Origin of the sequence: Escherichia sp. E1V33 (assembly GCF_004211955.1) — a bacterium.
Taxonomy (GTDB): domain Bacteria; phylum Pseudomonadota; class Gammaproteobacteria; order Enterobacterales; family Enterobacteriaceae; genus Escherichia.
The window spans coordinates 268,807-294,791 of record NZ_RHJI01000010.1; the positions used below are offsets into that span (position 1 = coordinate 268,807).

Genomic DNA, 25,985 nt, shown 5'->3' on the forward strand with positions numbered 1-25,985 from the left:
TTATAATGTTGGCATGATAAGACGCGACAGCGTCGCATCAGACATTCCATGCAGACGCTGCTAAAACAGCCGGATGCGGCGTTAACGCCACATCCGGCCTTGTGTTACTTGCACACTTTCAGACTTCTTCCGACGAACAACTCCCCTCCCCCGGAACAAGCTCGGTTTCATGAAAAGCTTCCCGCTTGACCCCATAACCGTCATACCAGCGGCACTCAACCATACCGCTGGAATACCCGGTGACAATCATCCGCGGGCCGCCCTCTTTTACCGTGACTTCCTCACTAACCATAAAGCTCATACTCGCCTCCTTTTTTCGAGTGAAACTTGTTCACCTTAGTCGAGGATGGCGAATTTTGCATAACCGCCAATGTGGATTTTAATGTGCCTGGCCGCGCATTTTCGCTACCACTTTCACTCCAAGCACCACGATGCCACCGATGATAAATCCAAGAATCAGATTTAAAACAGTCGGTAATATCATCGCCACCAGTGCGTTCTGCTGTTCGGCAAAATGTTCAATGGCATGATGCAGTGGCGCGATGCCATGCACCACAATGCCACCACCAACCAGGAACATCGCCAGCGTGCCGACAACCGATAACGCTTTCATCAGCCAGGGCGCGATAATCAACAGCCCCTTACCCAATGCCTGCATCAAGGAACTGGACTTTTCTGCCAGCCAGTAGCCCAGGTCATCAATCTTAACGATAATCCCCACCAGCCCATACACGCCAATCGTTACCACCAGAGCAATCCCTGAGAGCACCAGCACCTGATTAATCAGCGGCGCTTCCGCCACAATACCCAGCGTTATGGCGACAATCTCCGCAGACAAAATAAAATCGGTGCGAATGGCCCCTTTTATTTTGTCCTTTTCAAACTTGAGCGGGTCTTGCGCCGCTAGTTTTTCCAGACGCTGCTGACTCTGCGCCGGGTCCTCTTTGTGCTTACGCGCCTCCAGCATATGTAGCACTTTCTCTACCCCTTCAAAGCAGAGAAACGCACCACCAATCATCAACAGTGGCGTAATTGCCCACGGAATGAATGCACTGATAATCAGCGCCAGCGGCACCAGAATCACTTTGTTGATTAGCGATCCCTTCGCCACGCCCCAGACAACAGGAAGTTCCCGGTTGGCACGCACGCCTGAAACTTGTTGCGCGTTGAGCGACAAGTCATCCCCTAATACGCCGGCGGTTTTCTTCGCCGCCAGCTTGCCCATCACGGAGATATCGTCCAGCAAAGTGGCGATATCATCGAGCAACGTCAGTAAACTACTCCCGGCCAAAAGCATTCCCTCTCATTTTTTCGTTGACGCGCTAAGTATGAAGCAAAATCGGCTTGCCTGATACTTGCTTCACAGGTCAACATTTTTTTAACAATTAAGCGCAATTATATCTCTCGCCAGCAGAATGATTTTCACGTTTACTATGAACCACCTTTTTATTTCCACCGTGAGGGATTATGCGTTTCCGCCAGTTGTTACCGCTTTTTGGCGCGCTGTTTGCGTTGTATATCATTTGGGGCTCAACCTATTTTGTCATTCGGATTGGCGTTGAAAGCTGGCCACCGTTAATGATGGCGGGAGTGCGATTCTTGGCAGCAGGTATTTTATTGATGGCATTTTTACTGCTGCGTGGGCACAAATTGCCACCGCTACGTCCCCTGCTCAACGCCGCGCTGATTGGCCTGTTACTACTGGCTGTCGGTAACGGTATGGTGACGGTTGCCGAACATCAAAACGTCCCTTCCGGCATTGCCGCCGTGGTGGTGGCAACGGTGCCACTGTTTACTCTTTGCTTCAGCCGTCTGTTTGGTATTAAAACGCGCAAACTGGAATGGGTAGGTATCGCCATCGGGCTTGCCGGAATCATCATGCTCAATAGTGGCGGTAATTTAAGCGGTAACCCGTGGGGTGCAATGCTGATTTTAATCGGCTCAATTAGCTGGGCGTTTGGGTCGGTTTATGGCTCGCGCATTACTTTGCCGGTAGGGATGATGGCTGGCGCCATTGAGATGCTGGCGGCAGGCGTAGTGTTAATGATCGCGTCGATGATTGCAGGTGAAAAACTGACAGCAGTCCCTTCGCTTTCAGGTTTCCTGGCTGTGGGATATTTGACGCTGTTTGGCTCGATTATCGCCATCAACGCTTATATGTATTTAATCCGCAATGTCAGTCCGGCGCTGGCCACCAGCTACGCCTATGTTAATCCGGTGGTCGCGGTATTGCTGGGTACGGGTCTGGGCGGCGAAACGCTGTCGAAGATTGAATGGCTGGCGCTGGGGGTGATTGTTTTCGCAGTAGTGCTGGTCACGTTGGGGAAATATCTCTTTCCGGCTAAATCCGTTGTTGCTCCCGTCATTCAGGATGCATCAAGCGAGTAAATGAATCCCCAGAGTGTCGATCTGCGCGCTGGCGCCCTCGCCGCAGATCCACTCTTCCAGACGCTCGGTAAGTGCCGCGTCCGTTAATTTCTCCCGCCCGCGTAACGCACATTCCCAGACAATCAATACGCGCCAGCCAAGTTCCTGCAAACGGCTGATATCACGACGATCGCGTTCGACATTTTTACCTATCTTCTCAAGCCAGAAATCTGTTCGCGTGGCGGGGACTTTAAACAGATAGCAATGGTGATGGTGCCAGAAGCAACCGTGGGCAAATATCACACAGCGAAATTCATCAAGGACAAAATCCGGACGTCCGGGGAGACTGGCTTCCTGAACACGAAACGCCAGCCCCTGCTCAGTTAACAGGCTGGCAAGGCGTTTCTCGATTGCCGTATCACGCGTGGCAATCGCGCGCATATTTTTGCTGCGCGTTGCCTTATCGTGAACGTCGGCCATGTTGTGTTTCTCGCTGACGCAACGCCACCGCCTGTTTGATTTTTGGCTCGAGCAGTTTTGCCACCGCGGCAAAGACCGGCACGACCACCGAATTACCGAACTGACGATAGGCCTGCGTATCGGAGACCGGTATACGGAATTTCGCTTCTCCCGGCGCTTCAAAGCCCATCAGACGCGCGCATTCTCGAGGCGTTAATCTTCGTGGACGATGTTGCTGATTCTGCGGATCGTCAAAGTCTTTCTCACCTGTTGCCATATCCCAGCCGCGATCGATTAAGATTTCCGCACCGTCTTTATAATAACGAGCAGAAAGCGTGCGCGTGACACTTCGCGGATTGTTCGGATAAACCATCCCATAACCGAAGCCGTTACCGCGCGCCTGATGCTTCTTCGCATAGCGATAGAGATACTTCCATAGCACTGGCGTCAGGATATATTTCGCTTCGACTATCGGATCAAGCAACTGCGCCAGCGTCATTCGTTGTGCAGGGAAACATTCGCTTATATCACGCAGGGTAAAATCAGCTTTCAGATTCAGATCGCGACGAAAGCCCACCAGCACGATGCGCTCACGGTGCTGCGGCAGGAAATGTTTGCCATCGATGATTTTCGGATCGTCCGGCCCGTTATCTTCTGCGTCAGCGACGTCATAGCCCAATTCGTCCAGCGTCTGCATAATAATGCGGAATGTTTTACCCTGGTCGTGGCTTTTCAGGTTTTTAACGTTTTCGAGCACAAAAATCGCCGGCCTACGAGCGTCGATGATGCGCACCACATCAAAGAACAGCGTACCCTGGGTATCGCAGGCAAAACCGTGCGCCCGCCCAAGCGAATTCTTTTTCGATACACCAGCCAGTGAAAACGGCTGGCAAGGAAAACCGGCCAGTAAAACATCGTGCTCAGGAATGTGCTGACGGATATGTTCCGCCGCCGCTTCATCACTCACGCCCTCTTTATTGCTCAGGGTGATGTCGCGGATATCTTCATTAAAATGATGTGTCGCCGGGTCGCAATAATGGTTGGCTTTATAGGTGCGCACCGCATGTTTATTCCACTCACTGGTAAATACGCACTGACCGCCAATTGACTCAAAACCGCGACGGATACCACCAATCCCGGCAAAGAGATCGATAAAGCGAAAAGCATAATGTGGATGATGTGCTGGCGGTTTGGGTAGCAACGTTTGCAGGTGGGTGAACTCATTTTCACTTAAACGGTGCCATACCGAATCATTCGCCAGCGCACGTTTTAAAATCGCTGCGCTCCAGTGGTTATCCCCCACGCCATTAAGTTGCGCCACCAGTGTTTTAACATCATAAATTTGCAGCAGTTTCTCCAGCATTGCCTGTGCGGCATTCCCGGTGCTGTATGAATCGGTTACTGAAATATTTTCCTGCATAGATTTAACCGGCCATATGAGATGGCCGACAGGTTAACATAATTACATCGGTTTAGGTCCACGCGCACAGTCAGTTGGCGAAAACGCAGCAATCACCTTGTGATCGATACCTTCATTCTCCCCCGCCAACTCAGCACTGAGTTTGGCCATAAACTCCACCAGAAAACGGGCATTGTGTTGCGCCAGTTGTTTACCTTTTGCGGTTTGCATCGTTTGCGGTAGTTTCAGCAACTTAGTCTGGAAATGATCCAGCGCGTAACGTTTATCATCGAGCGGGCGATGCTGCGCGAACGGATCTTCGCCATCAAACAGCGCCACACCCAACGCTCCTGAAACCGCAAACACTCGCGCCAGGCCAATCGCGCCTAAGGCTTCCAGCCGGTCAGCATCCTGCACGATTTTAGCTTCCGCCGTTAAGGGCGTAATTTGCGCACTGAAACTGTGTGCGGCAATGGCATGACAAACGGCCTCGATTTTCTCCGCCGGAAATTGCGCGAACTCTTCACATAGCAGGCGACGCGTCTCTTCTGCTGCCAGTATTGAAGATTGTTGCCGTTGCGGATGGTTTTTCGCCAGGCTCACGATATCGTGAAAATAACAGGCGGCTAAAATCACCAGCATATCGACTTCTTCATCTACCGCCAGTTTTTGTGCTGTCGCCCAAACGCGGCGAAAATGACACAGGTCATGGGCCCCATCCTGATATTGATGATGGCTCTTCAACCAGTTTTCGAATTGTGCCTGCCAGTGTTGTAAGTCCATATGCGCTCCGCTGCCAAAGAGCCGCAACCTTAGCAGTTTTTACTCATAGCGTCTGCTACGTACGGGGCGAGGTCGCGTGTACCAGGCAATGCCGCCTAACAACGCCCCGACCATGGCCATAAACAAAAATCCCACTAACGCACCTAACCACTTTCCCGCAGTTGAACCTAAATCACTTTCAAATCCAGACACGGGGGCGTCAGGGATGCGGCTCATTACCCAGATGTAACGCGCCATTACCCAGACAAAATAACCACACCAGGTATAGAAAGCCCATAAAGCCAGTTTGCCGCCAGGGCTACGAGAAAGTCTTTCTTCCATTGCTGTCGAACCATACTCCATTTTGAGATAACCCGGAAAATTCAGACTCAACACTATTATGTGATAAAAGTCACATTTTTCCACATCGGTCGAGCCAGTCAAGTCTCACTCATTTTTTGAACAAATATATGAATCTTAACCAGTGACATAATTTGCAGGAAAAACAAGCCAGAGGGCATTTGTTTTTCATTTGAGGATAATTAATTAATTCATATTTTGAATATATTGGTGTTGAATACCATTATACCTTTTTTGTTTTCTGTGTCATGATAACCGCGTTATTAGCCTTTTATCGTCTTGTTTATGTTTTTGGGCCGGCATGATGCCGGCTTTTTTTATGCATTCATTAATGTGAAGTCGATCACACCAAGTCTTTAGCTCAACAATCATTGATGCAACCCATCCTTTCCAAAGAACAATAAGCCATTGATATGAAAACATAAATAAAATGAATACTTATGTCTGTAATTCATAATTTTGAATTATATTAAATAAGATAGAAACATTCTGAAATCTTTTAAATATATTTGTTACATGTAATCTTTAAAATAAAATGAACTTCATAGAATAGTATCCAAATGTGCTTTTTTTTTGGATAACGGCACTTATTGATATATTCATGAAGATTATAATCACAAGGGAATACATAATGAAAAGAAAAGTTCTGGCAATGCTGGTCCCGGCGTTATTAGTTGCTGGCGCAGCAAATGCGGCTGAAGTCTATAATAAAGATGGCAATAAACTGGATTTATACGGAAAAGTAGCGGGTCTGCACTACTTCTCTGATGACTCTGGCAGTGATGGCGACATGTCATATGCCCGTATCGGTTTCAAAGGTGAAACCCAGATCGCTGACCAGTTCACTGGCTATGGTCAGTGGGAATTTAACATTGGTGCAAACGGCCCTGAAAGCGACAAAGGTAATACCGCAACGCGTCTGGCATTTGCAGGTTTAGGCTTTGGTCAGAACGGTACTTTCGACTATGGTCGTAACTACGGTGTCGTATATGACGTAGAAGCATGGACCGATATGCTGCCAGAATTTGGTGGCGATACCTACGCTGGCGCCGACAACTTCATGAACGGTCGTGCTAACAGCGTTGCAACCTACCGTAACAATGGCTTCTTTGGCCAGGTTGACGGTCTGAACTTTGCTCTGCAATATCAGGGTAATAACGAGAAAAGCGGATTATTTGGTCAAGAAGGTTCCGGTAACGGTAATGGCCGTAAACTGGCCAAAGAGAACGGCGACGGTTACGGCATGTCAACTTCCTATGACTTCGACTTCGGTTTAAGTCTGGGTGCGGCATACTCTAACTCTGACCGTTCTGATAACCAGGTTCACAAAGGTTATCATAATACTCGTTACGGAGACCGCTTCGATGCAACTGCTGGCGGTGAAACTGCAGAAGCATGGACCGTGGGTGCTAAATACGACGCTAATAACGTATACTTAGCAGCCATGTATGCTGAAACCCGTAACATGACTGGTTACGGTGATGCTGATGCTATCGCTAACAAAACGCAGAACTTTGAAGTTGTTGCTCAGTATCAGTTCGACTTCGGTCTGCGCCCGTCCATCGCTTACCTGCAATCTAAAGGTAAGGATTTAGGCGGTGTAAATAGTGATAACTTTGACAGCCAGGGTAATCATCATTACACCAACAAAGATCTGGTTAAATATGTTGATATCGGTATGACCTACTATTTCAACAAAAACATGTCCACCTATGTTGATTATAAAATCAACCTGCTGGACAACGGCGACGACTTCTACAAAGAAAACGGCATCGCGACCGACGATATCGTTGCTGTGGGCTTAGTCTACCAGTTCTAATCAGCCAACGCGCCGCGGCACGTAACTGTAAAACATAAAACTGCCTGAGTTCGTCCCTTATCGAACTCAGGCTTTTTTATATCCCACTTCAAATCACCAACAGCGGCACGCTAAACTGCCGTAGCATGTCGATAAAACCCAATTCCTGCGTAGCTCCCAGCACAATAACATCAGCCAGTTGCTGTTCAGCAAGTTTCTTTATCCCTTCCGGAAGTGTGCCGAAATGAACATACGTATGAATAAATCCTTCAGGCAAAACCAGTTGTTCTGCCATATAAGCTAAACGGCGCAAAGCCTGACCGCGTAGCGCTTCTTTAAAACGATGCATATCAGAAACATACCCACGCTCGAGAACTCTTAAATATTCCGGTATAAAGCCAAGTAAGTGAACATGCCCAGAAGAAACATTGGCGAAAAATTGCGCGTGCAAAAACGCTTGCTCTCTATCATCCCGAGAAAAAATATTCACCGGAATAACAATATTTCGGTACATAGGTATTCCCTGAAAAATTCAATATTAATCAACTGTGCCTGAATGATTACTGCATATTTTTAATGCTATATTTATGTCATTATCTTTGGAAAAGTTATCGTTGCTGCCCCGCTTTAGTCTCCAGCCCATTTCCTCTGACAAATTGTACAAAGAGCACATCTGATAACAAGTAATTAATCATATCTGTCATCAGTTAAACCTTAATCTGGATCATCATTTTTTCGCGATAATCTCTCGTGTCAGACAGTTTTACGATTATTTTTTGCTAATAATCTCATTTTCTTAACTTACATTCTCATGGCGTGGTCGGAGGGAGATTCTTTGCTTCAGCATTTGCCTGTCTTAAGCAAGATTCAGGGGAATTCTTCTATTATCGGCACCTCTGATGCTGCTCTAAGCATCACGTAAGCACAAAAAATCACCACAATTAAAAATTGTGCTACCGTAAGTCAATATCCTGATTTCTGAAAAATGGACTAAAATAAATTAACACCAATTTCGAACACTTTACGCAATAAGGAAAAATTGGCATGACTAATATTCAACACACGTGCGGAATAATCATCGCACGTTCCCCCTTCGCATACCGCTTTCGATATATTGACTCCAATTTCCAATCTGGTTAAAAATAGCAACCAGCTCAGTCGCAAATATAGTGACTAACCTACATAAGCAACAACGAGGAATACACTATGACTGTTCAACAAAGTAAGAATCCGCAAATCGATATGGCTGAAGATAATGCTTTCTTCCCGTCAGAATATTCGTTAGGTCAATATACCAGCCCGATATCTGATCTTGATGGGGTAGACTATCCAAAACCGTATAGCGGAAAGCATAAAATTCTGGTAATCGCCGCTGATGAACGCTATTTGCCAACCGATAATGGTAAACTTTTCTCAACAGGAAACCATCCGATAGAAACGTTGCTGCCGTTATATCATCTGCATGCCGCTGGTTTCGAGTTCGAGGTTGCAACGCTGTCTGGCCTGATGACAAAATTTGAATATTGGGCTATGCCGCGTAAAGATGAAAAAGTGATGCCATTCTTTGAGCAGCACAAATCTCTGTTCCTCAATCCGAAAAAATTAGCAGATGTTGTCGCCAGCCTCAACGCAGACAGCGAGTATGCAGCAGTCTTTGTTCCTGGCGGTCACGGTGCACTCATTGGTTTACCAGAAAGCAAAGACGTGGCTGCCGCGTTGCAGTGGGCAATTGAAAATGACCGTTTTGTTATCTCCCTTTGCCACGGTCCGGCAGCCTTTCTGGCGCTTCGCCACGGCGATAACCCATTAAATGGTTATTCAATTTGCGCATTCCCTGACGCTGCAGACAAGCAAACGCCAGAGATTGGTTACATGCCGGGTCATCTGACCTGGTACTTCGGTGAAGAACTGAAGAAAATGGGCATGAACATCGTCAATGATGATATTACCGGCCGGGTACACAAAGATCGTAAACTTTTAACCGGTGACAGTCCTTTCGCAGCAAATGCGTTAGGCAAACTGGCCGCACAGGAGATGCTGGCCGCATACGTAGGTTAATCGGCTGACACTTACCGTGGAATAAAAAGTGGGGGGATCACTCCCCCACTTAACAAACATGAAAACTACCACCTTCAATTGCTGACATTTTAACCCTTCCCTTACCTTTACTTTACGCCTCCCAGACAGATGAGTGCGGCACAAGCTGTTTTTAAACAGAATGATAATTTGCAAAAATGATTAATACATAAATGATAAATATATAGTATATTCCGCATTATTATTTATCGATTTTAGAAACCAATCATTTCTGATAAACTTCACCATGTTTTAACCAGAATGGAAGCGAGGTTACAAATGTCATTTTTATCAATTTTCAGACGTATTGCATTTGCGTATTATGATTATCGCTGCAAAGATACTGATATTGCAAAAAGTGAATTTGTAGTTATCCACATTCCCGATCAAATTGGGGATGCCATGGCTATTTACCCAATAATCCGCTCGCTTGAACTGCATAAAATAAAACACTTATTGATTGTTACATCAACAATTAATAAATCTGTTTTTGAGGCACTTCATCTGGAAAAAACAAAATTAACATTGGTCACTATGACAATGCAGGATTATGCCAATTTTAAAGAAATAAAAAAATTAGCAAAAAACATCAATGAACAATATGGAACGCCTGATCTTTGTATTGAAGCAATGCGCAAGAAAAACCTGAAGACGATGCTATTTATTAGTCACTTACGAGCCAATACAAATTTACAGGTTGTGGGTTTAACGATGAAATGTTATTCACCGGCCTGTAAATCGGCGTCGAAAATGGATCAGTCACTTCGCGCACCAGTACCGCTGACATGGGCCTTCATGATGCGAGAAGTAGGATTCCCCGCGCCCCCACCATTATTTGAATTGCCCCTCAGCGAAATAGTAATAAAAGAAGTACGTTGTGAGATGCATTCATTAGGTTCATATATTGCTCTTAATTTAGAAGGTAGCGTGCAAGAGAGAACATTTTCACTAACAATGGCACAAAAAATCATCGAGATAATTAAAATACAATCAGACATGCCAATTGTCATTGTTCATGGTCCGAAAGGTTCACAAACAGCCCTGGAACTAACCCGGCATTTTGATAACGTTTATCATTTGTCGTTATCACCTTCAATTATGCGGTCTGCAGCAATCATAAGAGATGCCTTCCTTGCAATAACGCCAGATACATCTATTTTACACATGGCAAGTGCTTATAATGTTCCTGTCATCGCCGTATATGCTGATTATAAGACTCGCTGGCCTGCCATGGCCGACATTTCAGAGACGATTGTAGTAGGAAAGGCTATTGATCATCTAAATTTGGATGAATTCAGCAATACGCTGAAAAGGATTATCGCGAAAATTCCAGTCACAGCGCAATGAAAGCTCTAACAAAAATTCAAACACTAAAGCACGTTTGCAGAAAAGCAAAAAGCCTGCTCGAAAGCAGGCTTTTCAGAAAATTGGCTCCTCTGACTGGACTCGAACCAGTGACATACGGATTAACAGTCCGCCGTTCTACCGACTGAACTACAGAGGAATCGTGAGAACGAGGCGAATATTACTTAGCAGCGCAGCGAGTGTCAACACTAAAATTCGCAAGTCATTTCAATCGGTTAATTAAGCAACAAAATTTATATTTAATGAACATTTGGTGCTGAATAGGTGTTTCGCCCATTGGCATTTCGTAGCCGTTGTAATGGATCCTGCTTATAAAATTGACAGAAACGTTGCCACAACGAGGGGAAGCGTGGCGCAAAAAGTTCCGGTGCACTAAAAAAGTATTCGGAAAGTACGGCAAAACATTCTGCTGGGTCACTGGCAGCATAAGCATCGATGCTGGAGGCATTTTCGCCCACTAACTCAATTTCTTCCTGAATGTTATCCATCGCCGCATGAAGATCGTGTTCCCATCCAGCGACTTCACGTAAAGAAATGAAGGGAACCCCACTGGCGCGATCACCATTTCGTGTATCCAGTTTATGTGCAACTTCGTGGATAATCAGATTAAAGCCCGAGGCATCGAAAGAATCTTGTATATCGAGCCAGTTCAGCACGATTGGGCCTTGCTGCCAGCTTTGTCCTGATTGAACGATACGTTGATTATGCACCAGCCCTATATCGTCTTCCCATTCATCGTCTACCACAAATGGCGCAGGGTAAATTAGCACTTCATGAAAACCATCCAACCATTCCAGTCCAAGCTCCAGAACAGGCAAACAGAAAAGTAAGGCGATGCGACTACTTTTCAATGCATCAAGTTCAAATCCTTGTAGCGGGACCAGTCTTTTTTGCTGCAAAAAACGTTCGGCAAGAGTGACTAGTTTGCTTTGCTCCTGCTCTGTCAGACATGTCAAAAGAGGTATCGCCAGAGCTTCCTTCCATGGGAGCGTATCTTCATGATCTGTTTCTTGTACTTTCCAGGGCCACTTAATCATCGTTTTGCTCGCAAACTCGTCACTTGAACAAAATTGCACGGACAGGGACTGTTAAAATGCCAAATTTCCTGGCATCATGGCAACCATCTGAACGGAGAGATGCCGGAGCGGCTGAACGGACCGGTCTCGAAAACCGGAGTAGGGGCAACTCTACCGGGGGTTCAAATCCCCCTCTCTCCGCCAATCATTCAAGCAATTAGCTCACCTGGTGTCAGTGACACAAATCCCATTAGGAAAATTCAAAAAAATCCATCAGAGAAAAATAGCATCAGACGGGTATGCGTTGCAGCTTTCGCGTTCACATTTTTTTGTTCAACGCGGTTGTGATATGTAACTGCCCCCTCCCGGCCCTTCATCCTCAGTTCCTGGCATAAAAACATTTGCAGATGCTTTCTGTCGCGGTAGTCTCATAAGGTTCGTTTATAGATCGACGGCAATGTGAGTTACCTTTTCCATACTAATTATAAAAAGACAGAACAAACAGGATCACTATGGACTCCACGCTCATCTCCACGCGTCCCGATGAAGGAACGCTTTCGTTAAGTCGCGCCCGACGCGCTGCGTTAGGCAGTTTCGCGGGTGCCGTCGTCGACTGGTATGATTTTTTACTCTATGGCATTACCGCCGCATTAGTGTTTAATCGCGAGTTTTTCCCGCAGGTAAGCCCGGCAATGGGTACGCTCGCCGCATTTGCCACCTTTGGTGTCGGTTTCCTTTTTCGTCCGCTCGGTGGTGTCATTTTCGGCCATTTCGGCGACCGCCTGGGGCGTAAGCGCATGTTGATGCTTACCGTCTGGATGATGGGCATCGCCACAGCATTGATCGGCATTCTCCCTTCGTTCTCAACTATTGGCTGGTGGGCACCAATTTTACTGGTTATGCTGCGAGCTATTCAGGGATTTGCTGTTGGCGGCGAATGGGGAGGCGCTGCGTTGCTGTCCGTTGAGAGCGCGCCAAAAAACAAAAAAGCCTTTTACAGTAGCGGCGTCCAGGTTGGTTACGGCGTAGGGTTACTCCTTTCAACCGGACTAGTTTCATTGATCAGTATGATGACAACTGACGAGCAATTTTTGAGCTGGGGTTGGCGAATTCCTTTCCTCTTTAGCATCGTGCTGGTGCTGGGTGCATTGTGGGTTCGTAATGGCATGGAGGAATCCGCTGAATTTGAACAACAGCAGCATAATCAAGCGGCAGTGCAAAAACGCATCCCGGTTATCGAAGCCCTGTTACGACATCCCGGTGCTTTCCTTAAGATTATTGCGCTACGACTGTGCGAGTTGCTGACGATGTATATCGTTACCGCCTTTGCACTGAACTATTCGACCCAGAATATGGGGCTGCCGCGCGAATTGTTCCTCAATATTGGTTTACTGGTGGGTGGATTAAGCTGCCTGACAATTCCCTGTTTTGCCTGGCTTGCAGACCACTTTGGCCGCCGCAAGGTTTATATTACAGGGGCATTAATCGGGACATTAAGCGCATTTCCTTTCTTCATGGCGCTTGAAGCAGAGTCCATTTTCTGGATAGTTTTCTTCTCCATTATGCTGGCGAATATTGCACATGATATGGTGGTTTGTGTGCAACAACCGATGTTCACCGAGATGTTTGGTGCAAGTTATCGCTACAGCGGCGCTGGCGTCGGATATCAGGTTGCCAGCGTGGTAGGCGGTGGATTTACACCTTTTATTGCCGCCGCTCTCATTACTTATTTTGCTGGAGACTGGCATAGTGTCGCCATTTATTTGCTGGCTGGATGCCTGATTTCCGCAATAACCGCTCTGTTGATGAAAGACAATCAGCGTGCTTGATAGCTTGGCGAAGATCGTCCGATCTTCGCCTTACACTTTTGTTTCACATTCCTGTGACATACTATCGGAAGTGCGGTAATTGTATGGAACAGGAGAGACATATGAATAATAAGGGCTCCGGTCTGACCCCAACTCAGGCACTGGATGAACTTGAAGCGCTGTACGAGCAATCAGTAGTCGCTTTACGCAACGCCATTGGCAAATATATTAAAAGTGGCGAATTGCCTGATGAAAATGCCCGAAAACACGGTCTTTTTGTCTATCCATCATTGACCGTAACCTGGGACGGCAGCGCAACAAACCCTCCCAAAACACGCGCGTTTGGTCGTTTTACTCACGCTGGCAGCTACACCACCACCATCACCCGCCCTGCTCTCTTTCGTTCATATCTTAATGAACAATTAACTCTGCTGTACCAGGATTATGGTGCACATATTTCAGTGCAACCCTCAGAGCATGAAATTCCATATCCCTATGTCATCGACGGCTCAGAGCTGACGCTTGATCGCTCAATGAGCGCCGGATTAACTCGCTATTTCCCGACAACCGAGCTGGCGCAAATTGGCGATGAAACGGCAGATGGCATTTATCATCCAACGGAATTCTCCCCGCTATCGCATTTTGATGCACGCCGGGTAGATTTTTCACTCGCACGGTTACGCCATTATACAGGCACGCCAGTCGAACATTTTCAGCCGTTCGTCTTGTTTACCAACTACACACGTTATGTGGATGAATTCGTACGTTGGGGATGTAGTCAGATCCTCGATCCTGATAGCCCCTACATTGCCCTTTCTTGTGCTGGTGGGAACTGGATCACCGCCGAAACCGAAGCACCTGAAGAAGCAATTTCCGACCTTGCATGGAAAAAACACCAGATGCCCGCATGGCATTTAATCACTGCCGATGGTCAGGGTATTACTCTGGTGAATATTGGCGTGGGGCCATCAAATGCCAAAACTATCTGCGATCATCTGGCGGTGCTACGCCCGGATGTCTGGTTGATGATTGGTCACTGCGGAGGATTACGTGAAAGCCAGGCTATTGGAGATTACGTACTTGCGCACGCTTATTTACGCGATGACCACGTTCTTGATGCGGTTCTGCCCCCCGATATTCCTATTCCGAGTATTGCTGAAGTGCAACGCGCACTTTATGACGCCACCAAACTCGTCAGCGGCAGGCCGGGTGAGGAAGTTAAACAGCGGCTACGTACTGGAACTGTAGTAACCACTGATGACAGGAACTGGGAGTTACGCTACTCGGCTTCTGCACTTCGTTTTAATTTAAGTCGGGCCGTGGCGATTGATATGGAAAGTGCCACCATTGCAGCACAAGGATATCGTTTCCGCGTACCATACGGGACGCTACTGTGTGTTTCAGATAAACCGTTGCATGGTGAGATTAAACTTCCCGGCCAGGCTAACCGTTTTTATGAAGGCGCAATTTCCGAGCACCTGCAAATTGGCATTCGGGCGATAGATTTGCTGCGCGCAGAAGGCGACCGGCTGCATTCGCGTAAATTGCGAACCTTTAATGAACCACCGTTCCGATAATGAGTTAAAATCCTTTGCGTCAGTAAAAGATGTGAAGGATTTGATTAAGTAACAAAGCAAAAAGCCCGCTATAAAAGCGGGCTCTTCAGAAATTTGGCTCCTCTGACTGGACTCGAACCAGTGACATACGGATTAACAGTCCGCCGTTCTACCGACTGAACTACAGAGGAATCGTGAGAACGGGGCGAATATTAACGATGCCCATCCACAATGTCAAAGCCTGTTTTTTAATTTTGAATTCGTTTGCTGAAATAATCTGCGCTTTGTCGTTTATTCCGACACATCTGGCTTTTTTTCATACTGTTTATGCTCAGGACGAGGGTATTTCCATAGCCATCGCCCTGTAACCATTCGACAGTAAAATAGCACAGCCCGCACGGCCCAGTCGGCAAACATCCCCATCCAGACGCCAACCACACCCCAGCCAAGCATGATTCCCAACATATAACCGACTACCACCCGGCATCCCCACATGCTCAGCATAGAAACCCACATGGCGTAGCGTGCATCTCGAGCACCTTTAAAACCAGCAGGTAGTACCCAGGAGGCAGACCAAATCGGCATAAATAAAGCATTCAACCAAATCAGAATCACAACGACATGTTTAACCTGCGGATCCTGGGTATAAAACGACGCCATAATCCCGGCAAAGGGGGCGGTTAACCAGGCTATTGCCGTTAATCCAATAGTGGACAGCCAGAACACATGCCTCAATTGAATTTCTGCTTGCGCTCTCTGCCCTACCCCCAACCTTCGACCCGTAATGATTGTAGAAGCAGATCCAAGTGCACTTCCTGGTAAATTAATAAGAGCCGCAATCGAAAAAGCGATAAAATTCCCGGCAATAACACTCGTCCCCATCCCGGCAACGAACATTTGTGTTAATAACCGGCCACTGGTAAACAATACGGATTCCACACTTGCTGGAATACCAATCCCCATGACTTCCCAGATAATGCTGAAATTCAATGGCTTAAAATAGCTTTTTAACGAGATCCGTAACGCAGGATTAAAACCAATCGCCAGAACCCACAAAATGGCGACTGCGCCAATATAACGGGAAATAGTCAATCCCAGCCCTGCCCCGACAAACCCCAAACCCTGCCAGGAGAAAAGACCATAAATCAATATGCCGCTAATGATAATATTAAGAATATTCAGACTACCATTTATAAGAAGCGGTATTTTCGTATTCCCTGCGCCGCGAAGTGCTCCGCTACCAATCAAGGTGATAGCCGCCGCAGGGTAACTGATGACTGTTAGCTCCAGATAAGTCAGCGCCAGTGCTTTTACCTCCGGCGTGGCCTCACCTGCAACAAAATCGATAATCTGCTCACCAAAATGATGAATAAACGCTGCCAACAGTACAGCAAACAATGTCATGATCACTAATGACTGCCGCGTCGCTACCCTCGCCCGCCGTCGATCACGCTTACCGAGACTAAATGCTACAACGACTGTAGTACCAAGGTCGATAGCTGCAAAAAAAGCCATAATGACCATATTAAAACTGTCCGCCAAGCCAACGCCTGCCATCGCATCTTTTCCCAGCCAACTCACCAGAAACGTGCTCAGTACGCCCATCAACAGGACACAGGCATTCTCCATAAAGATAGGAACAGCAAGTGGGGTTATCTCACGCCAGAACAACACCTTGTAGCTCTTACGTTTTGCGTGCCAGCGGGTGCCGTGAACAACCTGGCGTAAAGCTGAGGAGATATTCAAAACTGACCTTAATTGCAGAAAGTGAAACCACATTTCAAATAATGAGGGAGAATCAGCAAAGCTGCAAAGATTTTCGCCAGTAAATTGTCTGCAAATGCAACAAACTGTTGATAGAAACGGCAAACAGTTGAGAAATTTAAAAATCAGGTTTGACAAAAGATTTTTCGCCGTTAAGATGTGCCTCAACAGCGATTCCTCTGTAGTTCAGTCGGTAGAACGGCGGACTGTTAATCCGTATGTCACTGGTTCGAGTCCAGTCAGAGGAGCCAAATTCCTGAAGAGCCCGCTTTTATAGCGGGCTCTTTGCTATATCTGATAATCAATTTCCTCTTCACTATTTTCCATCACCTGTCGCTTAATATCCTCAACCGACAGCCCTGCATTGCACAGTTCCAGAAAACGCCAGACATAGTTACGCTGTAATTGTCCTCGTTTTAGCCCCAACCAGACGGTATTAGCATCGAAAAGATGGCGCGTTTCCAGACGGATTAAATTCTCTTCCTCTTGTTCGCCGCTGGATTGTTCGGCTACTAATCCAATCCCCAGGCCAAGGGCCACGTAGGTTTTGATGACATCAGAATCCTGCGCACTCAATACAATATCTGCCAGCAAACCTTTGCGGGCAAATGCGTCATCAATACGTGAGCGCCCCGTAATCCCCTGTCGGTAAGTGATTAACGGCCACTTCGCTATTGATTCCAGCGTCAATGGTGTAATTTGCGTCAAGGGATGATCGAGTGGAACAAGCAAACTATGGTGCCAACGAAACCACGGGAAGGCGACGAGCTGCGGGTCATTACTCAAACGCTCGCTGGCGATACCAATATCAGCTTCACCATTTTGCAACAACGTCGCAATTTCCTGTGGCGTCCCCTGGATAAGCTCAAGCCGCACTTCCGGGAAAAGTTCGCGAAAGGCTTTAATGACCTTCGGCAAGCTGTAGCGTGCCTGAGTATGCGTCGTTGCGATAGTGAGAACGCCAGATGTATTGTTGGTAAAGAGATCGGCAAGTCGACGAACATTACTGGCTTCATTCAGAATGCGTTCTGCAATTACCAGTAATGCTTTGCCCGGTTCAGTCATACCAAGCAGTCGTTTGCCCCGACGAACGAATATTTCTATACCAAGCTCATCCTCCAGCTCTCGAATATGACGGCTGACGCCTGACTGTGAGGTAAAAAGCATATTCGCAACCTCTGTCAGGTTGTAATCCTGACGTGCAGCCTCGCGGATTATCTTTAGTTGTTGGAAATTCACCGTAAACTCCGGGCAGATCAGACATTCCGCTATTGTTAAAGTCTAACGCCCGGCATAACAAATAATAAAAACCAGCATCTTATTCCATCCAGATATAACGTTTAGCTAACCAATTGCCATTGTCTTTTATCCATGACTGGAGAACTGACCACTGACAATAACAGCTCTTTCACTGCTTGCGCCTGTGGCGACAGGGTTGTTCTGGCAGGTAAATTTAATGACAAGGATAGGCTCATTGACGGTGTGGTAATACGTGACATCCATCCGTTAACTGCGCCACATAACGAACGCGCGGCTGATTCGGGTAACACTGCAACCCCCATGCCGCTGGCAATCGCTGCGGTAAGCGTGGCGATCGACTCAATTTCACCAATGACTTTTGCCGTGAGTCGCCGTAGAGAAAAAGCCTCATCAACACGGAGTCTTACGGCACTGTAATCGCAGGGAAGAAAGAGGTTCATTTGCGCTATTGCATTAACATCAACGCTTTGCCCTGGGCAATCCTGAGTTCCGACAAGAAAGAGATCTTCTTTTAACAACGCCTGGCTGGATACGCCTGCCACAGGGGAATGCTCGTAAATTACGGCCATATCAAGCTGGCAGTTTATAAGTTTATCGTTAAGAACAGCGCCGCTGTTTTCATGTAGATAGATAACCACTTCCGGAAATTCGGCACGTACCGCCTGTAATAAGGGCATGGTAATAGACGACGCCGCAGTTCCTGGCGCAAAGCCAATTGAGACTTGACCCGATAATGTCTGACCTACGTTATGTACCGCCAGTTGGGCCTGTTCACACTGACGTAAAATTGCCCGCGCATGGGTATAGAGAATTTTTCCAGCATCTGTTGGGGTAACGCCACGTTTAGTGCGAATCAAAAGTTGTTGGTCCAGCTCGCCCTCCAGAGTGGCGACCTGCTGACTGAGCGCAGGCTGCGCGATATGCAACACTTCAGCAGCCTGGGTCAGGCTACCAATGTCTACAATTTTTACGAAGTATTTCAGGCGTCTGAAGTTCATGTTGCCTCCGGTTTTTAAGAATCGGCCCAAGTGCCGGTATTACTCACAACCAGATTGCAAGATGCTTGCCAGTTTAAGCTTGGCGCTAACGCGAAAGCTAATCGCCTGTCAAATAAGAGATTATGATTGTTTTGACCCTTCGTCCTGGTCGCAGATCAAGCGTTCATTGCCCCATAAAAGGATGGCATGCACTACAATGGAACATTACAAAAAAGATTGAATGTTCATCGCTTTGTCGAAATTGCCAGCAAACGAACAAAAAAATGCATTTCCCCCTTTGACATCGCGGAACGCTGCCATTAATATTCGCCCCGTTCACACGATTCCTCTGTAGTTCAGTCGGTAGAACGGCGGACTGTTAATCCGTATGTCACTGGTTCGAGTCCAGTCAGAGGAGCCAAATTCAAAAAAGCCTGCTTTCGAGCAGGCTTTTTGCTTTCTACGTAACAACTGTTTTAAAACATCTGCCTCGCCCCAGAATTAACTTGCACAGGCATTCCCGATCGACGTTGCAATGCTGCATTTGCGCGATTTACATCAACTTCTTGTCCGTTGATAAACGCCTGCAATGACGGTGTTACCGGCAATGGCACTTTTCTGTCAGACTCATATTCCGCCCGATTGCGCGACAACGGTTCATGAACTTCCAGCCACTTTGGGCCATCAAGTTCCGTTGTGTATTTCACCGGCTGATCGATGATTTGCACGCGCGTCCCGACAGGAACATTATCGAACAAATACTTTATGTCATCATTGCGCAGACGAATACAGCCCTGACTCACCCGTAAGCCAATACCAAAATTGGCATTAGTACCGTGGATGGCATAAAGCCGACCAATATAAATAGCATAAAGCCCCATAGGATTATCGGGCCCCGCAGGGACAAATGCTGGCAGGCTCTCCCCTCGTTTCGCATATTCACGCCGAGTGTTAGGCGTTGGCGTCCAGGTTGGCGCTTCTTGTTTACGTTCAACAGTAGTTACCCAGTTGCGGGGCGTTTCACGCCCGGCCTGGCCGATGCCGATAGGAAACACTTCCACAGTATTTGTGTCCGGCGGGTAGTAATAAAGACGCATCTCGGCGACGTTAACCACAATCCCCTTGCGTACAGTAGCGGGTAAAATCAGTTGCTGCGGAATGGTGAGTTGCGAACCAGACTTTGGTAAGAAAACGTCAGCACCAGGATTCGCTTCCAGCATATTACTCAGACCTTGCCCGTACTGTGCAGCAAAGGTTTCCAGTGGCTGGGTATTGTGATCAGGAACCGTTATTGTCAATGGTTGTCCTACTAAACGGCTACCTTCTGGAGGGAGTGGATAAGTTACCGCCAGACTATTATGGCTGGCAAAAAGCAGAACAAATGAACAAAGAATATTTACACGACGCATCATGTCCCTTTCCTAAGTCGCGAAAGCTATCCGATAAGTATAGCTTTTATCTGACTTTTCGTTTTTAACTGTTCAATTCAGAAGTCATCTTCCGCGGTAGAACAATATTACTGGCGGCAAGTTCACCCATGTTGCTGTATATCGCGCAGGCAGCTTCGATGATGGGCATCGCCAGCGCTGCGCCACTCCCTTCACCTAAACGCATTTCCATATTGAGATAAGGCTCCAGCCCCAAATGCGACAGCGCTATACGCGCCCCTTTTTCTGCCGACAGGTGAGAAGGAATGAGATACGGTTTGATTGCAGGAGACATCTGGCAGGCGGCAAGTGCAGCGGCATAAGAAAGAAATCCATCCAGCAACACGGGTAAACCGCAGGAAGCGGCACCTAACATTACGCCAGCCATTCCGACCAAATCAAACCCGCCTACTTTGGCCAGTACATCAATACCATCCAGTGGATTCGGTTGATTCAATGTTATTGCCCGACGAACAACATCAACTTTATTAGCCAGTTTATCTGCCGGCAGGTTTGCGCCAATACCGACTACTTCTTCAGGATCGCGACCAGTAATCGTACTAACTATCGCTGCTGCCGGTGTGGTATTTGCCATCCCCAGTTCACCCACGCCAAACAGAGTGACACCATTTCTCGCTAACTCGCGCGTATATTGTATGACGTCCAGAAGCAACTCTTCAGCCTGACAGTGGCTCATTGCCGGGCCCGAGGCAATACTACCGCTGCCTCTTGCGACACGCATGTTAATAAGCCCTGGGATAGGCTCAACGGTATCAATCCCAACATCAATCACGTGAACTTTAGCCCCCGCCTGTGCAGCCAGCACGCACACACCAGTTGTTCCGCGGGTCATATTTTCAGCCTGAATGGCTGTCACTTCTTTTGGGGAAATAGCGACCCCTTCCTCCCAGACGCCGTGATCGGCACACATAACCAGTACCGCTTTTTTGCCCACATGCGGTATGCCATTCAACCCCGGCATTCCTGCCAGTTGTATGGCAAGCGCCTCCAGCCTTCCAAGGCTACCAACAGGTTTGAGTAACCCGTCAATATGCCGTTGTGCACGCGACATAGCGGCAGGAACGATGGCAGGAATCGTATTCAGTAAATCGGCAAGTGTTTGCATGTCACGTCTCTTTATAGCAGTGCCAGCAGGAAGACTAGTTCACCAAGCTCTATGGCTGCTCCCAGCGTATCGCCGGTTTGCCCGCCCAGAGTCCGTTTGAGAAGCTGACCGAGGATGAAAATCGCCACCATCGTCACCACCATAGCAGCAACACCATGCATACCTGGTAATAATACGGCAGCAAAAATAGCGGCTAAACCGACGGTGACGCAGGTTTGTCGCCCGTCAATTTTGCCAATGAACACATTACCAAGCCCTTCATCCCGGGCATAACGATGACGATACATCAACAATGCAGCTGTCCCACGGCTAACCGCACATGCCGCCGCCAGCGATGTAAGGATCGGTTCGCCACGCAGTGCCAACTCGCTTAACACCAGAATCTTTGCCACAACCACAAAAATCAGCGCCAGACCGCCGTGGGTACCTAAACGGCTATCACGCATGATTTCCAACATGCGATCGCGGCTACGTGCAGAAAATACGCCATCACAGGTATCGGCGAGGCCGTCCAGGTGGAATCCCCCGGTCATCAGCGCCAGCACAAGTACGCTAAACAGTGCCGCCAGCGGTATGCCACACCATGCCTGCAACACCATGAAGACCAGTCCGCTAATCGCGCCAAGCAATAAACCAATTAAAGGAAAAGTAATGATACCGCGAGAATAATGCTCAAAATCCAGCCCCTGAGACCAACGACGCGGCACAGGCAGACGCGTAATGAAAGAGAGCATCGCCCAAAATAATTTACTCATTTGATTTTTACTCCAATACCCGAAACCACCAGCCATACTTCATCTGCCGCAGCGGCCAACTGCTGATTTACCCGCCCGGCAATATCACGAAAATGTCGCGCCAGACGATTCTCTGGCACAATCCCCATGCCCACTTCATTGGTCACTAATACGACCTTTGCAGTACTACATTGACAGGCGGCAATCAACGACTGAATCTCACCATTAATCGCCTGCTCCATCGCGTTATAATCCCATTTTTCAGGATCTTTATCGCCGCCATATTCAAACAAAAGATTAGTCACCATTGTCGTAATGCATTCCAGCAATACGGCAGACTGCGGATTAATGTCTGCGTTAATTAACTCATCAAGATTTTGCCAGCGTTCCACCGTGTGCCAGTGCGCCGGGCGGCCTTGCCGATGATGTTCAATCCGTGCCGCCATCTCATCATCAAAGACTTGCGAAGTGGCGATATACAGGACCTGTGGTGTATCCCCAATAAGCGCCTCTGCGTGGCGGCTCTTCCCGCTCCGTGCGCCCCCCGTCACCAAAATCATCATACGGACTCCCGATTCAATTGTATGATGGTATTCATTAACCAGAACAATGGATGTTCCATTGTTACTGACCGTAATAACATTTCTTCGATTAATACTGCGCGTATTAAAAATAAAAATCCAGCATTCTCAATCGATTACGAATGCGTAAGGAATTGTGAAATAGCCCGACTTCCCTGCGATAACGACCGACAAAATGTGTCATTAGCAACGGTTTCTCTGAATTGACACATTTCATTCAGATAATGGATTAACGCTACAGCCTCACCAGCCGTACCTGAAATGGTTGACTGAATTTGGCCACCTGAACAGAGGTGATACGCTCACCTCAGAACAACACAGGCGCTCCAATGAAAAAAAGAAATTTCAGCGCAGAGTTTAAACGCGAATCCGCTCAACTGGTTGTTGACCAGAACTACACGGTGGCAGATGCCGCCAAAGCTATGAATGTCTGCCTTTCCACAATGACAAGATGGGTCAAACAACTGCGTGTTCGCAAGAAAACCAGTGGGCTGGGCCATGTCGTTCTCGCCGGACAGCAGGCTCACCATGAAAGCGCTGGAAATGGCATGGGAAACCCGTGGTAAGCCTGGCGGGGTGATGTTCCACAGCGATAGTAATAATCGCCGGTATCAGTTTTTGTTGACCACTTCAATTTTGATAGCGCCCTCACACTGGCGCTGAATGTGGGCTACGGGAAGCCGGAGCACGAAAGGTGTTAGTGGCCAGCACGGTAAATAACATCGGGGTTGCAGAATTTCTTGCCTTATTGCATACAGAAGAAGGCAGTCGTTAAGTCAGAAATTTCAATCTGTTATGAGATGGGAATGATGGCTTATGACGCTAAGAAAAGAATCAATGAACAGTGAGGATTGCCTTGCAATCCTCACTGAATAAAGTAGAAATTACTTCGCTTCGCCGTTTTTCATTTCGCCCATGGCTTTCAGCTTTTTAGAGATATCGCGGCGCTCTTTGGAGAGTTCAGCATTTTTGATGATGTAGTCATCAACACGATCTTCGTAGTCGCCTTTCATGCTGGCGATGATGCCCTGAATTGCTTCAACGCTCATACCAGGTTTGATGTAGTCGCTCAGGTTGTCGAGCAGCAGGACGCGTTTCTGGTTGTCACGGATCTTTTTCTCAACGTCCTGGATTTCACGTTGCAGCTTGTTCTTACGGCGGAACAGACGAACAAATTCCAGCACGTCCTGGAATGAAGGCTTGGTAGTTTCCATTTTTATACCCCTGATAATGTGAGAGTCGGATTCGTTTAAGCAACCGCTATTTATTAGGGCCAACATTACTCATAGCAGCCGCAGATGACAATGCTTTTATCCCTATTCACTATCATACCCTTTATCCTTGCTGAATCGAAGCAGCAGCAATTTGATTATGAAGGTCGGGTTTTATTTGCGCAAAGCCCGACAAATCAGATTTGACAGCAACTCCAGTTGATGCGCCGTTTCCATGTTTAGCCACACATAGCCATAAATCGGCGTCTCAACGACTTTCAGATCGTGGTGATCAGCGAGCAACTGGCGCAACTCTTCCACAGCATCGTTCAGTTTTTCTGTATTAGCAAAAACCGGCTGTGGATTGCCTTCGTACAGGGCATGAACAAGAGTCAGCACTATTTGCTGCATCATTTGCTGTGTGTCGCGCAGTTTTTGTGCATTCAATAGCACGAAATGACTGGGCCTCGTTGCCCAGTAAGCATTGATTTGCAGCTCCAGCATACAAACCAGATTACGGTTAATCGTCTGGATACCTTCATATATCGATTTTGGAATACGGGTCTCTTTGCTGGCGGGTGCAATCAGTCCACGCATTTTCACGGCATCAGCCAGGAGTTTTTGCAGATGGCTTTCCAGATGCGGGCGTTCCAGTAGATTCGGTGAAAATGCAGATTGATAGACCCGGTTATATTCGGTAAGGCTTTTCGCCAGTTGAATACGCCAGTGGATGAAGGCCCGCTGCGGCCAGATGCCAGTAAAAACCATTGCCAGTAGAGAGCCGAGGATCACATCGCCGCTTCGCCATAATGCCGTATCAATTTCACCTGTCGGGGAACCAACAACAATCGCCAGCGTCACACCAATCAATAAGCCTTGATAAGGTTTCTTGCCCAGCGCCAACCAGCCGCAAAGGAACATCGCCGCCGCGCACCAGACCAACATCAGAGGTAACGAAATTAACTCCAGTTGCAGGGCTATAAGACCTAAAATCGAGCCGAACACCGTACCGCCAATACGTTCGAACGCACGAGGGACGACGTTACCCCAAAACGAGATAGGCCCCATGATCACCACCATAGTGACCAGCGGCCAGGTGCTTTCCGGGATAGTAAACAGGCGAATAATGAGAAAAGTCAGCAGGAATGCCAGCGCGACACGAGTACCATGTACGATACGGTAATGACGGTACACACGAATTTCAAACGGACTAAGGCACTTATCAGCTTGCACGCTGCAACTCCGTAAAATAAGGATAAACGGCCAGACACTAAACCAGCTGTCCAGCCGACTTACAACCAGTAATCAGGAACATTCCCGAAGGGATTGTCAGTAATCTGAAGGCCAATTTTACCCTTTTACATGACGAAAAACAGCGAAGCAATCAGGTTAACACCCTGCTGTTGCACCAGCATTAACCCATTTTCGGCTGCACTGCGACATACATTTCAATATCCCAATAGCCGTCTTCCGCTCCGTTATTAAGATAAACTTCGAAACAAGGCTTAGGTGACATCTGATAAGCACTGTCTTGCAAGAGAGTATTAAAAAACTGATACCATGGCGTAGAAAAATCATCGCCTTCTACGCGGGCAACGGCAACCGCATATTGTCCACCGGAGATTTCCGTCAGGATCACACCTTCACTGTTTTCCGGTAGAGTGAAATTGTTCTCCAGGGAAACCACTGTGTCACAACGTAACTTTTCGGCGGGTGTTTCATCTGGGTTATCGTAATAGACGGCGATCCATTCCTTAGGTACAACTTTTTTGTTGTCTACCCACATCATCAACTGCTCAAAACCTTTCTTCACCGTTTGTTCCCACGGGCCAACAAGATGGAAACCTGCAACGGTACGTTTATCTTCCTGCTTAATCTCGTAGTTCATGACGCCTCCACATACACTGTTTTTTTGTACAGTGTATTTTGCAATATTAAA

At 47.5% G+C, this 25,985-nt stretch carries 24 protein-coding genes, 5 tRNA genes and 4 pseudogenes; 12 read left to right on the forward strand and 21 right to left on the reverse strand.

Annotated elements, in window-relative coordinates; all coding sequences use genetic code 11:
- Positions 1-118: 118 nt before the first annotated feature.
- Positions 119-301, reverse strand: coding sequence for a DUF2158 domain-containing protein (locus D9742_RS09475; protein ID WP_130208609.1), 183 nt, complete (start codon positions 299-301; stop codon positions 119-121).
- Positions 302-379: 78 nt separating this feature from the next.
- A complete protein-coding gene (locus D9742_RS09480; protein WP_130236735.1) occupies positions 380-1,297 on the reverse strand; it encodes a DUF808 domain-containing protein in 918 nt (305 codons plus the stop codon).
- 170 nt (positions 1,298-1,467) lie between these two features.
- Between D9742_RS09480 and yedA the strand changes: the two genes are divergently transcribed.
- Entirely contained in the window at positions 1,468-2,388 is a 921-nt protein-coding gene (gene yedA / locus D9742_RS09485) for a drug/metabolite exporter YedA (RefSeq protein WP_130236736.1), read from the forward strand.
- On the opposite strand, the gene vsr is transcribed toward yedA, so the two are convergent.
- Genes vsr through drpB form a run of 4 tightly spaced genes read right to left on the reverse strand, consistent with a single transcriptional unit; the run spans position 2,377 to position 5,329 of the window.
- Positions 2,377-2,847, reverse strand: a complete 471-nt coding sequence (gene vsr, locus D9742_RS09490) for a VSPR family DNA mismatch endonuclease (protein ID WP_130236737.1) — start codon at positions 2,845-2,847, stop codon at positions 2,377-2,379. The genes yedA and vsr overlap by 12 nt on opposite strands.
- Positions 2,828-4,246: a DNA-cytosine methyltransferase gene (gene dcm / locus D9742_RS09495; RefSeq protein WP_130236738.1), complete on the reverse strand. Its 1,419-nt coding sequence runs from the start codon at positions 4,244-4,246 to the stop codon at positions 2,828-2,830. The genes vsr and dcm overlap by 20 nt, the downstream gene beginning before the upstream one ends.
- A gap of 42 nt (positions 4,247-4,288) precedes the next feature.
- Entirely contained in the window at positions 4,289-5,008 is a 720-nt protein-coding gene (locus tag D9742_RS09500) for a phosphohydrolase (protein ID WP_130236739.1), read from the reverse strand.
- 39 nt (positions 5,009-5,047) lie between these two features.
- Entirely contained in the window at positions 5,048-5,329 is a 282-nt protein-coding gene (drpB, locus tag D9742_RS09505; protein ID WP_246769576.1) for a cell division protein DrpB, read from the reverse strand.
- Positions 5,330-5,978: 649 nt separating this feature from the next.
- On the opposite strand from drpB, the gene ompC reads away from it, so the two are divergent.
- Positions 5,979-7,166 carry a porin OmpC gene (ompC, locus tag D9742_RS09510; RefSeq protein WP_130236740.1) on the forward strand — a complete coding sequence of 396 codons (1,188 nt, stop codon included), beginning with the start codon at positions 5,979-5,981 and terminating at the stop codon, positions 7,164-7,166.
- 88 nt (positions 7,167-7,254) lie between these two features.
- Here the strand turns inward: ompC and D9742_RS09515 are convergent, their stop codons facing one another.
- Complete coding sequence (locus tag D9742_RS09515) at positions 7,255-7,659, reverse strand: universal stress protein (RefSeq protein WP_130236741.1); 405 nt, start codon at positions 7,657-7,659, stop codon at positions 7,255-7,257.
- A 692-nt stretch (positions 7,660-8,351) separates the two neighbouring features.
- Between D9742_RS09515 and hchA the strand changes: the two genes are divergently transcribed.
- Positions 8,352-9,203, forward strand: a complete 852-nt coding sequence (hchA, locus tag D9742_RS09520) for a glyoxalase III HchA (RefSeq protein WP_130236742.1) — start codon at positions 8,352-8,354, stop codon at positions 9,201-9,203.
- Positions 9,204-9,500: 297 nt separating this feature from the next.
- On the forward strand, positions 9,501-10,568 hold the full coding sequence (locus tag D9742_RS09525; RefSeq protein ID WP_130236743.1) for a glycosyltransferase family 9 protein: 1,068 nt from the start codon (positions 9,501-9,503) through the stop codon (positions 10,566-10,568).
- Positions 10,569-10,649: 81 nt separating this feature from the next.
- Here D9742_RS09525 and D9742_RS09530 read toward each other — a convergent pair.
- Both D9742_RS09530 and mtfA read right to left on the reverse strand, forming a co-directional pair.
- Positions 10,650-10,725, reverse strand: a tRNA-Asn gene (locus D9742_RS09530).
- A gap of 100 nt (positions 10,726-10,825) precedes the next feature.
- Positions 10,826-11,623, reverse strand: coding sequence for a DgsA anti-repressor MtfA (gene mtfA, locus D9742_RS09535; RefSeq protein ID WP_130236744.1), 798 nt, complete (start codon positions 11,621-11,623; stop codon positions 10,826-10,828).
- 93 nt (positions 11,624-11,716) lie between these two features.
- On the opposite strand from mtfA, the gene D9742_RS09540 reads away from it, so the two are divergent.
- The 3 genes from D9742_RS09540 to amn all read left to right on the forward strand — a co-directional run bounded on the left by D9742_RS09540 (position 11,717) and on the right by amn (position 14,987).
- Positions 11,717-11,806, forward strand: a tRNA-Ser gene (locus tag D9742_RS09540).
- A gap of 308 nt (positions 11,807-12,114) precedes the next feature.
- A complete protein-coding gene (gene shiA / locus D9742_RS09545) occupies positions 12,115-13,431 on the forward strand; it encodes a shikimate transporter (protein ID WP_130236745.1) in 1,317 nt (438 codons plus the stop codon).
- A gap of 101 nt (positions 13,432-13,532) precedes the next feature.
- Positions 13,533-14,987, forward strand: a complete 1,455-nt coding sequence (gene amn, locus D9742_RS09550; protein WP_130236746.1) for an AMP nucleosidase — start codon at positions 13,533-13,535, stop codon at positions 14,985-14,987.
- A 94-nt stretch (positions 14,988-15,081) separates the two neighbouring features.
- Here amn and D9742_RS09555 read toward each other — a convergent pair.
- A tRNA-Asn gene (locus D9742_RS09555) sits at positions 15,082-15,157 on the reverse strand.
- Positions 15,158-15,257: 100 nt separating this feature from the next.
- Positions 15,258-16,745 (reverse strand): toxic metabolite efflux MATE transporter YeeO, encoded by a 1,488-nt coding sequence (yeeO, locus tag D9742_RS09560; protein ID WP_346477237.1) that lies wholly within the window; start codon positions 16,743-16,745, stop codon positions 15,258-15,260.
- A 160-nt stretch (positions 16,746-16,905) separates the two neighbouring features.
- Between yeeO and D9742_RS09565 the strand changes: the two genes are divergently transcribed.
- Positions 16,906-16,981, forward strand: a tRNA-Asn gene (locus D9742_RS09565).
- A 37-nt stretch (positions 16,982-17,018) separates the two neighbouring features.
- Here the strand turns inward: D9742_RS09565 and cbl are convergent.
- Positions 17,019-17,969, reverse strand: coding sequence for an HTH-type transcriptional regulator Cbl (gene cbl, locus D9742_RS09570; protein WP_130236748.1), 951 nt, complete (start codon positions 17,967-17,969; stop codon positions 17,019-17,021).
- Positions 17,970-18,070: 101 nt separating this feature from the next.
- Positions 18,071-18,988 (reverse strand): nitrogen assimilation transcriptional regulator NAC, encoded by a 918-nt coding sequence (gene nac / locus D9742_RS09575; protein ID WP_130236749.1) that lies wholly within the window; start codon positions 18,986-18,988, stop codon positions 18,071-18,073.
- Between the two features lie 324 nt (positions 18,989-19,312).
- Here nac and D9742_RS09580 point away from each other — a divergent pair.
- Positions 19,313-19,388 (forward strand) — tRNA-Asn (locus D9742_RS09580).
- 55 nt (positions 19,389-19,443) lie between these two features.
- Here D9742_RS09580 and ldtA read toward each other — a convergent pair.
- From ldtA to D9742_RS23415, 5 genes and pseudogenes are all read right to left on the reverse strand, one after another.
- Complete coding sequence (gene ldtA / locus D9742_RS09585; protein ID WP_130236750.1) at positions 19,444-20,379, reverse strand: L,D-transpeptidase; 936 nt, start codon at positions 20,377-20,379, stop codon at positions 19,444-19,446.
- 61 nt (positions 20,380-20,440) lie between these two features.
- On the reverse strand, positions 20,441-21,520 hold the full coding sequence (gene cobT, locus D9742_RS09590; protein ID WP_130236751.1) for a nicotinate-nucleotide--dimethylbenzimidazole phosphoribosyltransferase: 1,080 nt from the start codon (positions 21,518-21,520) through the stop codon (positions 20,441-20,443).
- A gap of 11 nt (positions 21,521-21,531) precedes the next feature.
- Entirely contained in the window at positions 21,532-22,275 is a 744-nt protein-coding gene (gene cobS / locus D9742_RS09595) for an adenosylcobinamide-GDP ribazoletransferase (protein WP_130236752.1), read from the reverse strand.
- Positions 22,272-22,817 carry a bifunctional adenosylcobinamide kinase/adenosylcobinamide-phosphate guanylyltransferase gene (cobU, locus tag D9742_RS09600; protein ID WP_130236753.1) on the reverse strand — a complete coding sequence of 182 codons (546 nt, stop codon included), beginning with the start codon at positions 22,815-22,817 and terminating at the stop codon, positions 22,272-22,274. The genes cobS and cobU overlap by 4 nt, the downstream gene beginning before the upstream one ends.
- Positions 22,818-22,951: 134 nt before the next feature.
- Positions 22,952-23,098 (reverse strand): annotated as a pseudogene (locus D9742_RS23415) (cobalamin biosynthesis protein); the annotation flags it as partial.
- A 66-nt stretch (positions 23,099-23,164) separates the two neighbouring features.
- Here D9742_RS23415 and D9742_RS23420 point away from each other — a divergent pair.
- The 3 pseudogenes from D9742_RS23420 to D9742_RS23785 all read left to right on the forward strand — a co-directional run.
- A pseudogene (locus D9742_RS23420) lies at positions 23,165-23,317 on the forward strand (transposase); the annotation flags it as partial.
- Positions 23,304-23,429, forward strand: a pseudogene (locus tag D9742_RS23425) (IS3 family transposase); the annotation flags it as partial. The pseudogenes D9742_RS23420 and D9742_RS23425, both read left to right, overlap by 14 nt.
- A 67-nt stretch (positions 23,430-23,496) precedes the next feature.
- Positions 23,497-23,610: pseudogene (locus D9742_RS23785) on the forward strand (propanediol utilization protein); the annotation flags it as partial.
- A 109-nt stretch (positions 23,611-23,719) separates the two neighbouring features.
- On the opposite strand, the gene D9742_RS09610 reads toward D9742_RS23785, so the two are convergent.
- From D9742_RS09610 to sbmC, 3 genes are all read right to left on the reverse strand, one after another.
- Positions 23,720-24,049, reverse strand: coding sequence for a DUF496 family protein (locus D9742_RS09610; protein WP_000450409.1), 330 nt, complete (start codon positions 24,047-24,049; stop codon positions 23,720-23,722).
- Positions 24,050-24,220: 171 nt separating this feature from the next.
- Positions 24,221-25,279 carry an FUSC family protein gene (locus D9742_RS09615; protein WP_130236754.1) on the reverse strand — a complete coding sequence of 353 codons (1,059 nt, stop codon included), beginning with the start codon at positions 25,277-25,279 and terminating at the stop codon, positions 24,221-24,223.
- Between the two features lie 181 nt (positions 25,280-25,460).
- Complete coding sequence (gene sbmC / locus D9742_RS09620; RefSeq protein ID WP_130216383.1) at positions 25,461-25,934, reverse strand: DNA gyrase inhibitor SbmC; 474 nt, start codon at positions 25,932-25,934, stop codon at positions 25,461-25,463.
- Positions 25,935-25,985: the final 51 nt, after the last annotated feature.

What these genes read in the sequence shown, in the direction of transcription:
- D9742_RS09475 (WP_130208609.1), bottom strand. Translation starts at nt 301, where the DNA reads ATGAGCTTTATGGTTAGTGAGGAAGTCACGGTAAAAGAGGGCGGCCCG.
- D9742_RS09480 (WP_130236735.1), bottom strand. Translation starts at nt 1,297, where the DNA reads ATGCTTTTGGCCGGGAGTAGTTTACTGACGTTGCTCGATGATATCGCC.
- yedA (WP_130236736.1), top strand. Translation starts at nt 1,468, where the DNA reads ATGCGTTTCCGCCAGTTGTTACCGCTTTTTGGCGCGCTGTTTGCGTTG.
- vsr (WP_130236737.1), bottom strand. Translation starts at nt 2,847, where the DNA reads ATGGCCGACGTTCACGATAAGGCAACGCGCAGCAAAAATATGCGCGCG.
- dcm (WP_130236738.1), bottom strand. Translation starts at nt 4,246, where the DNA reads ATGCAGGAAAATATTTCAGTAACCGATTCATACAGCACCGGGAATGCC.
- D9742_RS09500 (WP_130236739.1), bottom strand. Translation starts at nt 5,008, where the DNA reads ATGGACTTACAACACTGGCAGGCACAATTCGAAAACTGGTTGAAGAGC.
- drpB (WP_246769576.1), bottom strand. Translation starts at nt 5,329, where the DNA reads ATGGAAGAAAGACTTTCTCGTAGCCCTGGCGGCAAACTGGCTTTATGG.
- ompC (WP_130236740.1), top strand. Translation starts at nt 5,979, where the DNA reads ATGAAAAGAAAAGTTCTGGCAATGCTGGTCCCGGCGTTATTAGTTGCT.
- D9742_RS09515 (WP_130236741.1), bottom strand. Translation starts at nt 7,659, where the DNA reads ATGTACCGAAATATTGTTATTCCGGTGAATATTTTTTCTCGGGATGAT.
- hchA (WP_130236742.1), top strand. Translation starts at nt 8,352, where the DNA reads ATGACTGTTCAACAAAGTAAGAATCCGCAAATCGATATGGCTGAAGAT.
- D9742_RS09525 (WP_130236743.1), top strand. Translation starts at nt 9,501, where the DNA reads ATGTCATTTTTATCAATTTTCAGACGTATTGCATTTGCGTATTATGAT.
- mtfA (WP_130236744.1), bottom strand. Translation starts at nt 11,623, where the DNA reads ATGATTAAGTGGCCCTGGAAAGTACAAGAAACAGATCATGAAGATACG.
- shiA (WP_130236745.1), top strand. Translation starts at nt 12,115, where the DNA reads ATGGACTCCACGCTCATCTCCACGCGTCCCGATGAAGGAACGCTTTCG.
- amn (WP_130236746.1), top strand. Translation starts at nt 13,533, where the DNA reads ATGAATAATAAGGGCTCCGGTCTGACCCCAACTCAGGCACTGGATGAA.
- yeeO (WP_346477237.1), bottom strand. Translation starts at nt 16,745, where the DNA reads ATGTGGTTTCACTTTCTGCAATTAAGGTCAGTTTTGAATATCTCCTCA.
- nac (WP_130236749.1), bottom strand. Translation starts at nt 18,988, where the DNA reads ATGAACTTCAGACGCCTGAAATACTTCGTAAAAATTGTAGACATTGGT.
- ldtA (WP_130236750.1), bottom strand. Translation starts at nt 20,379, where the DNA reads ATGATGCGTCGTGTAAATATTCTTTGTTCATTTGTTCTGCTTTTTGCC.
- cobT (WP_130236751.1), bottom strand. Translation starts at nt 21,520, where the DNA reads ATGCAAACACTTGCCGATTTACTGAATACGATTCCTGCCATCGTTCCT.
- cobS (WP_130236752.1), bottom strand. Translation starts at nt 22,275, where the DNA reads ATGAGTAAATTATTTTGGGCGATGCTCTCTTTCATTACGCGTCTGCCT.
- cobU (WP_130236753.1), bottom strand. Translation starts at nt 22,817, where the DNA reads ATGATGATTTTGGTGACGGGGGGCGCACGGAGCGGGAAGAGCCGCCAC.
- D9742_RS09610 (WP_000450409.1), bottom strand. Translation starts at nt 24,049, where the DNA reads ATGGAAACTACCAAGCCTTCATTCCAGGACGTGCTGGAATTTGTTCGT.
- sbmC (WP_130216383.1), bottom strand. Translation starts at nt 25,934, where the DNA reads ATGAACTACGAGATTAAGCAGGAAGATAAACGTACCGTTGCAGGTTTC.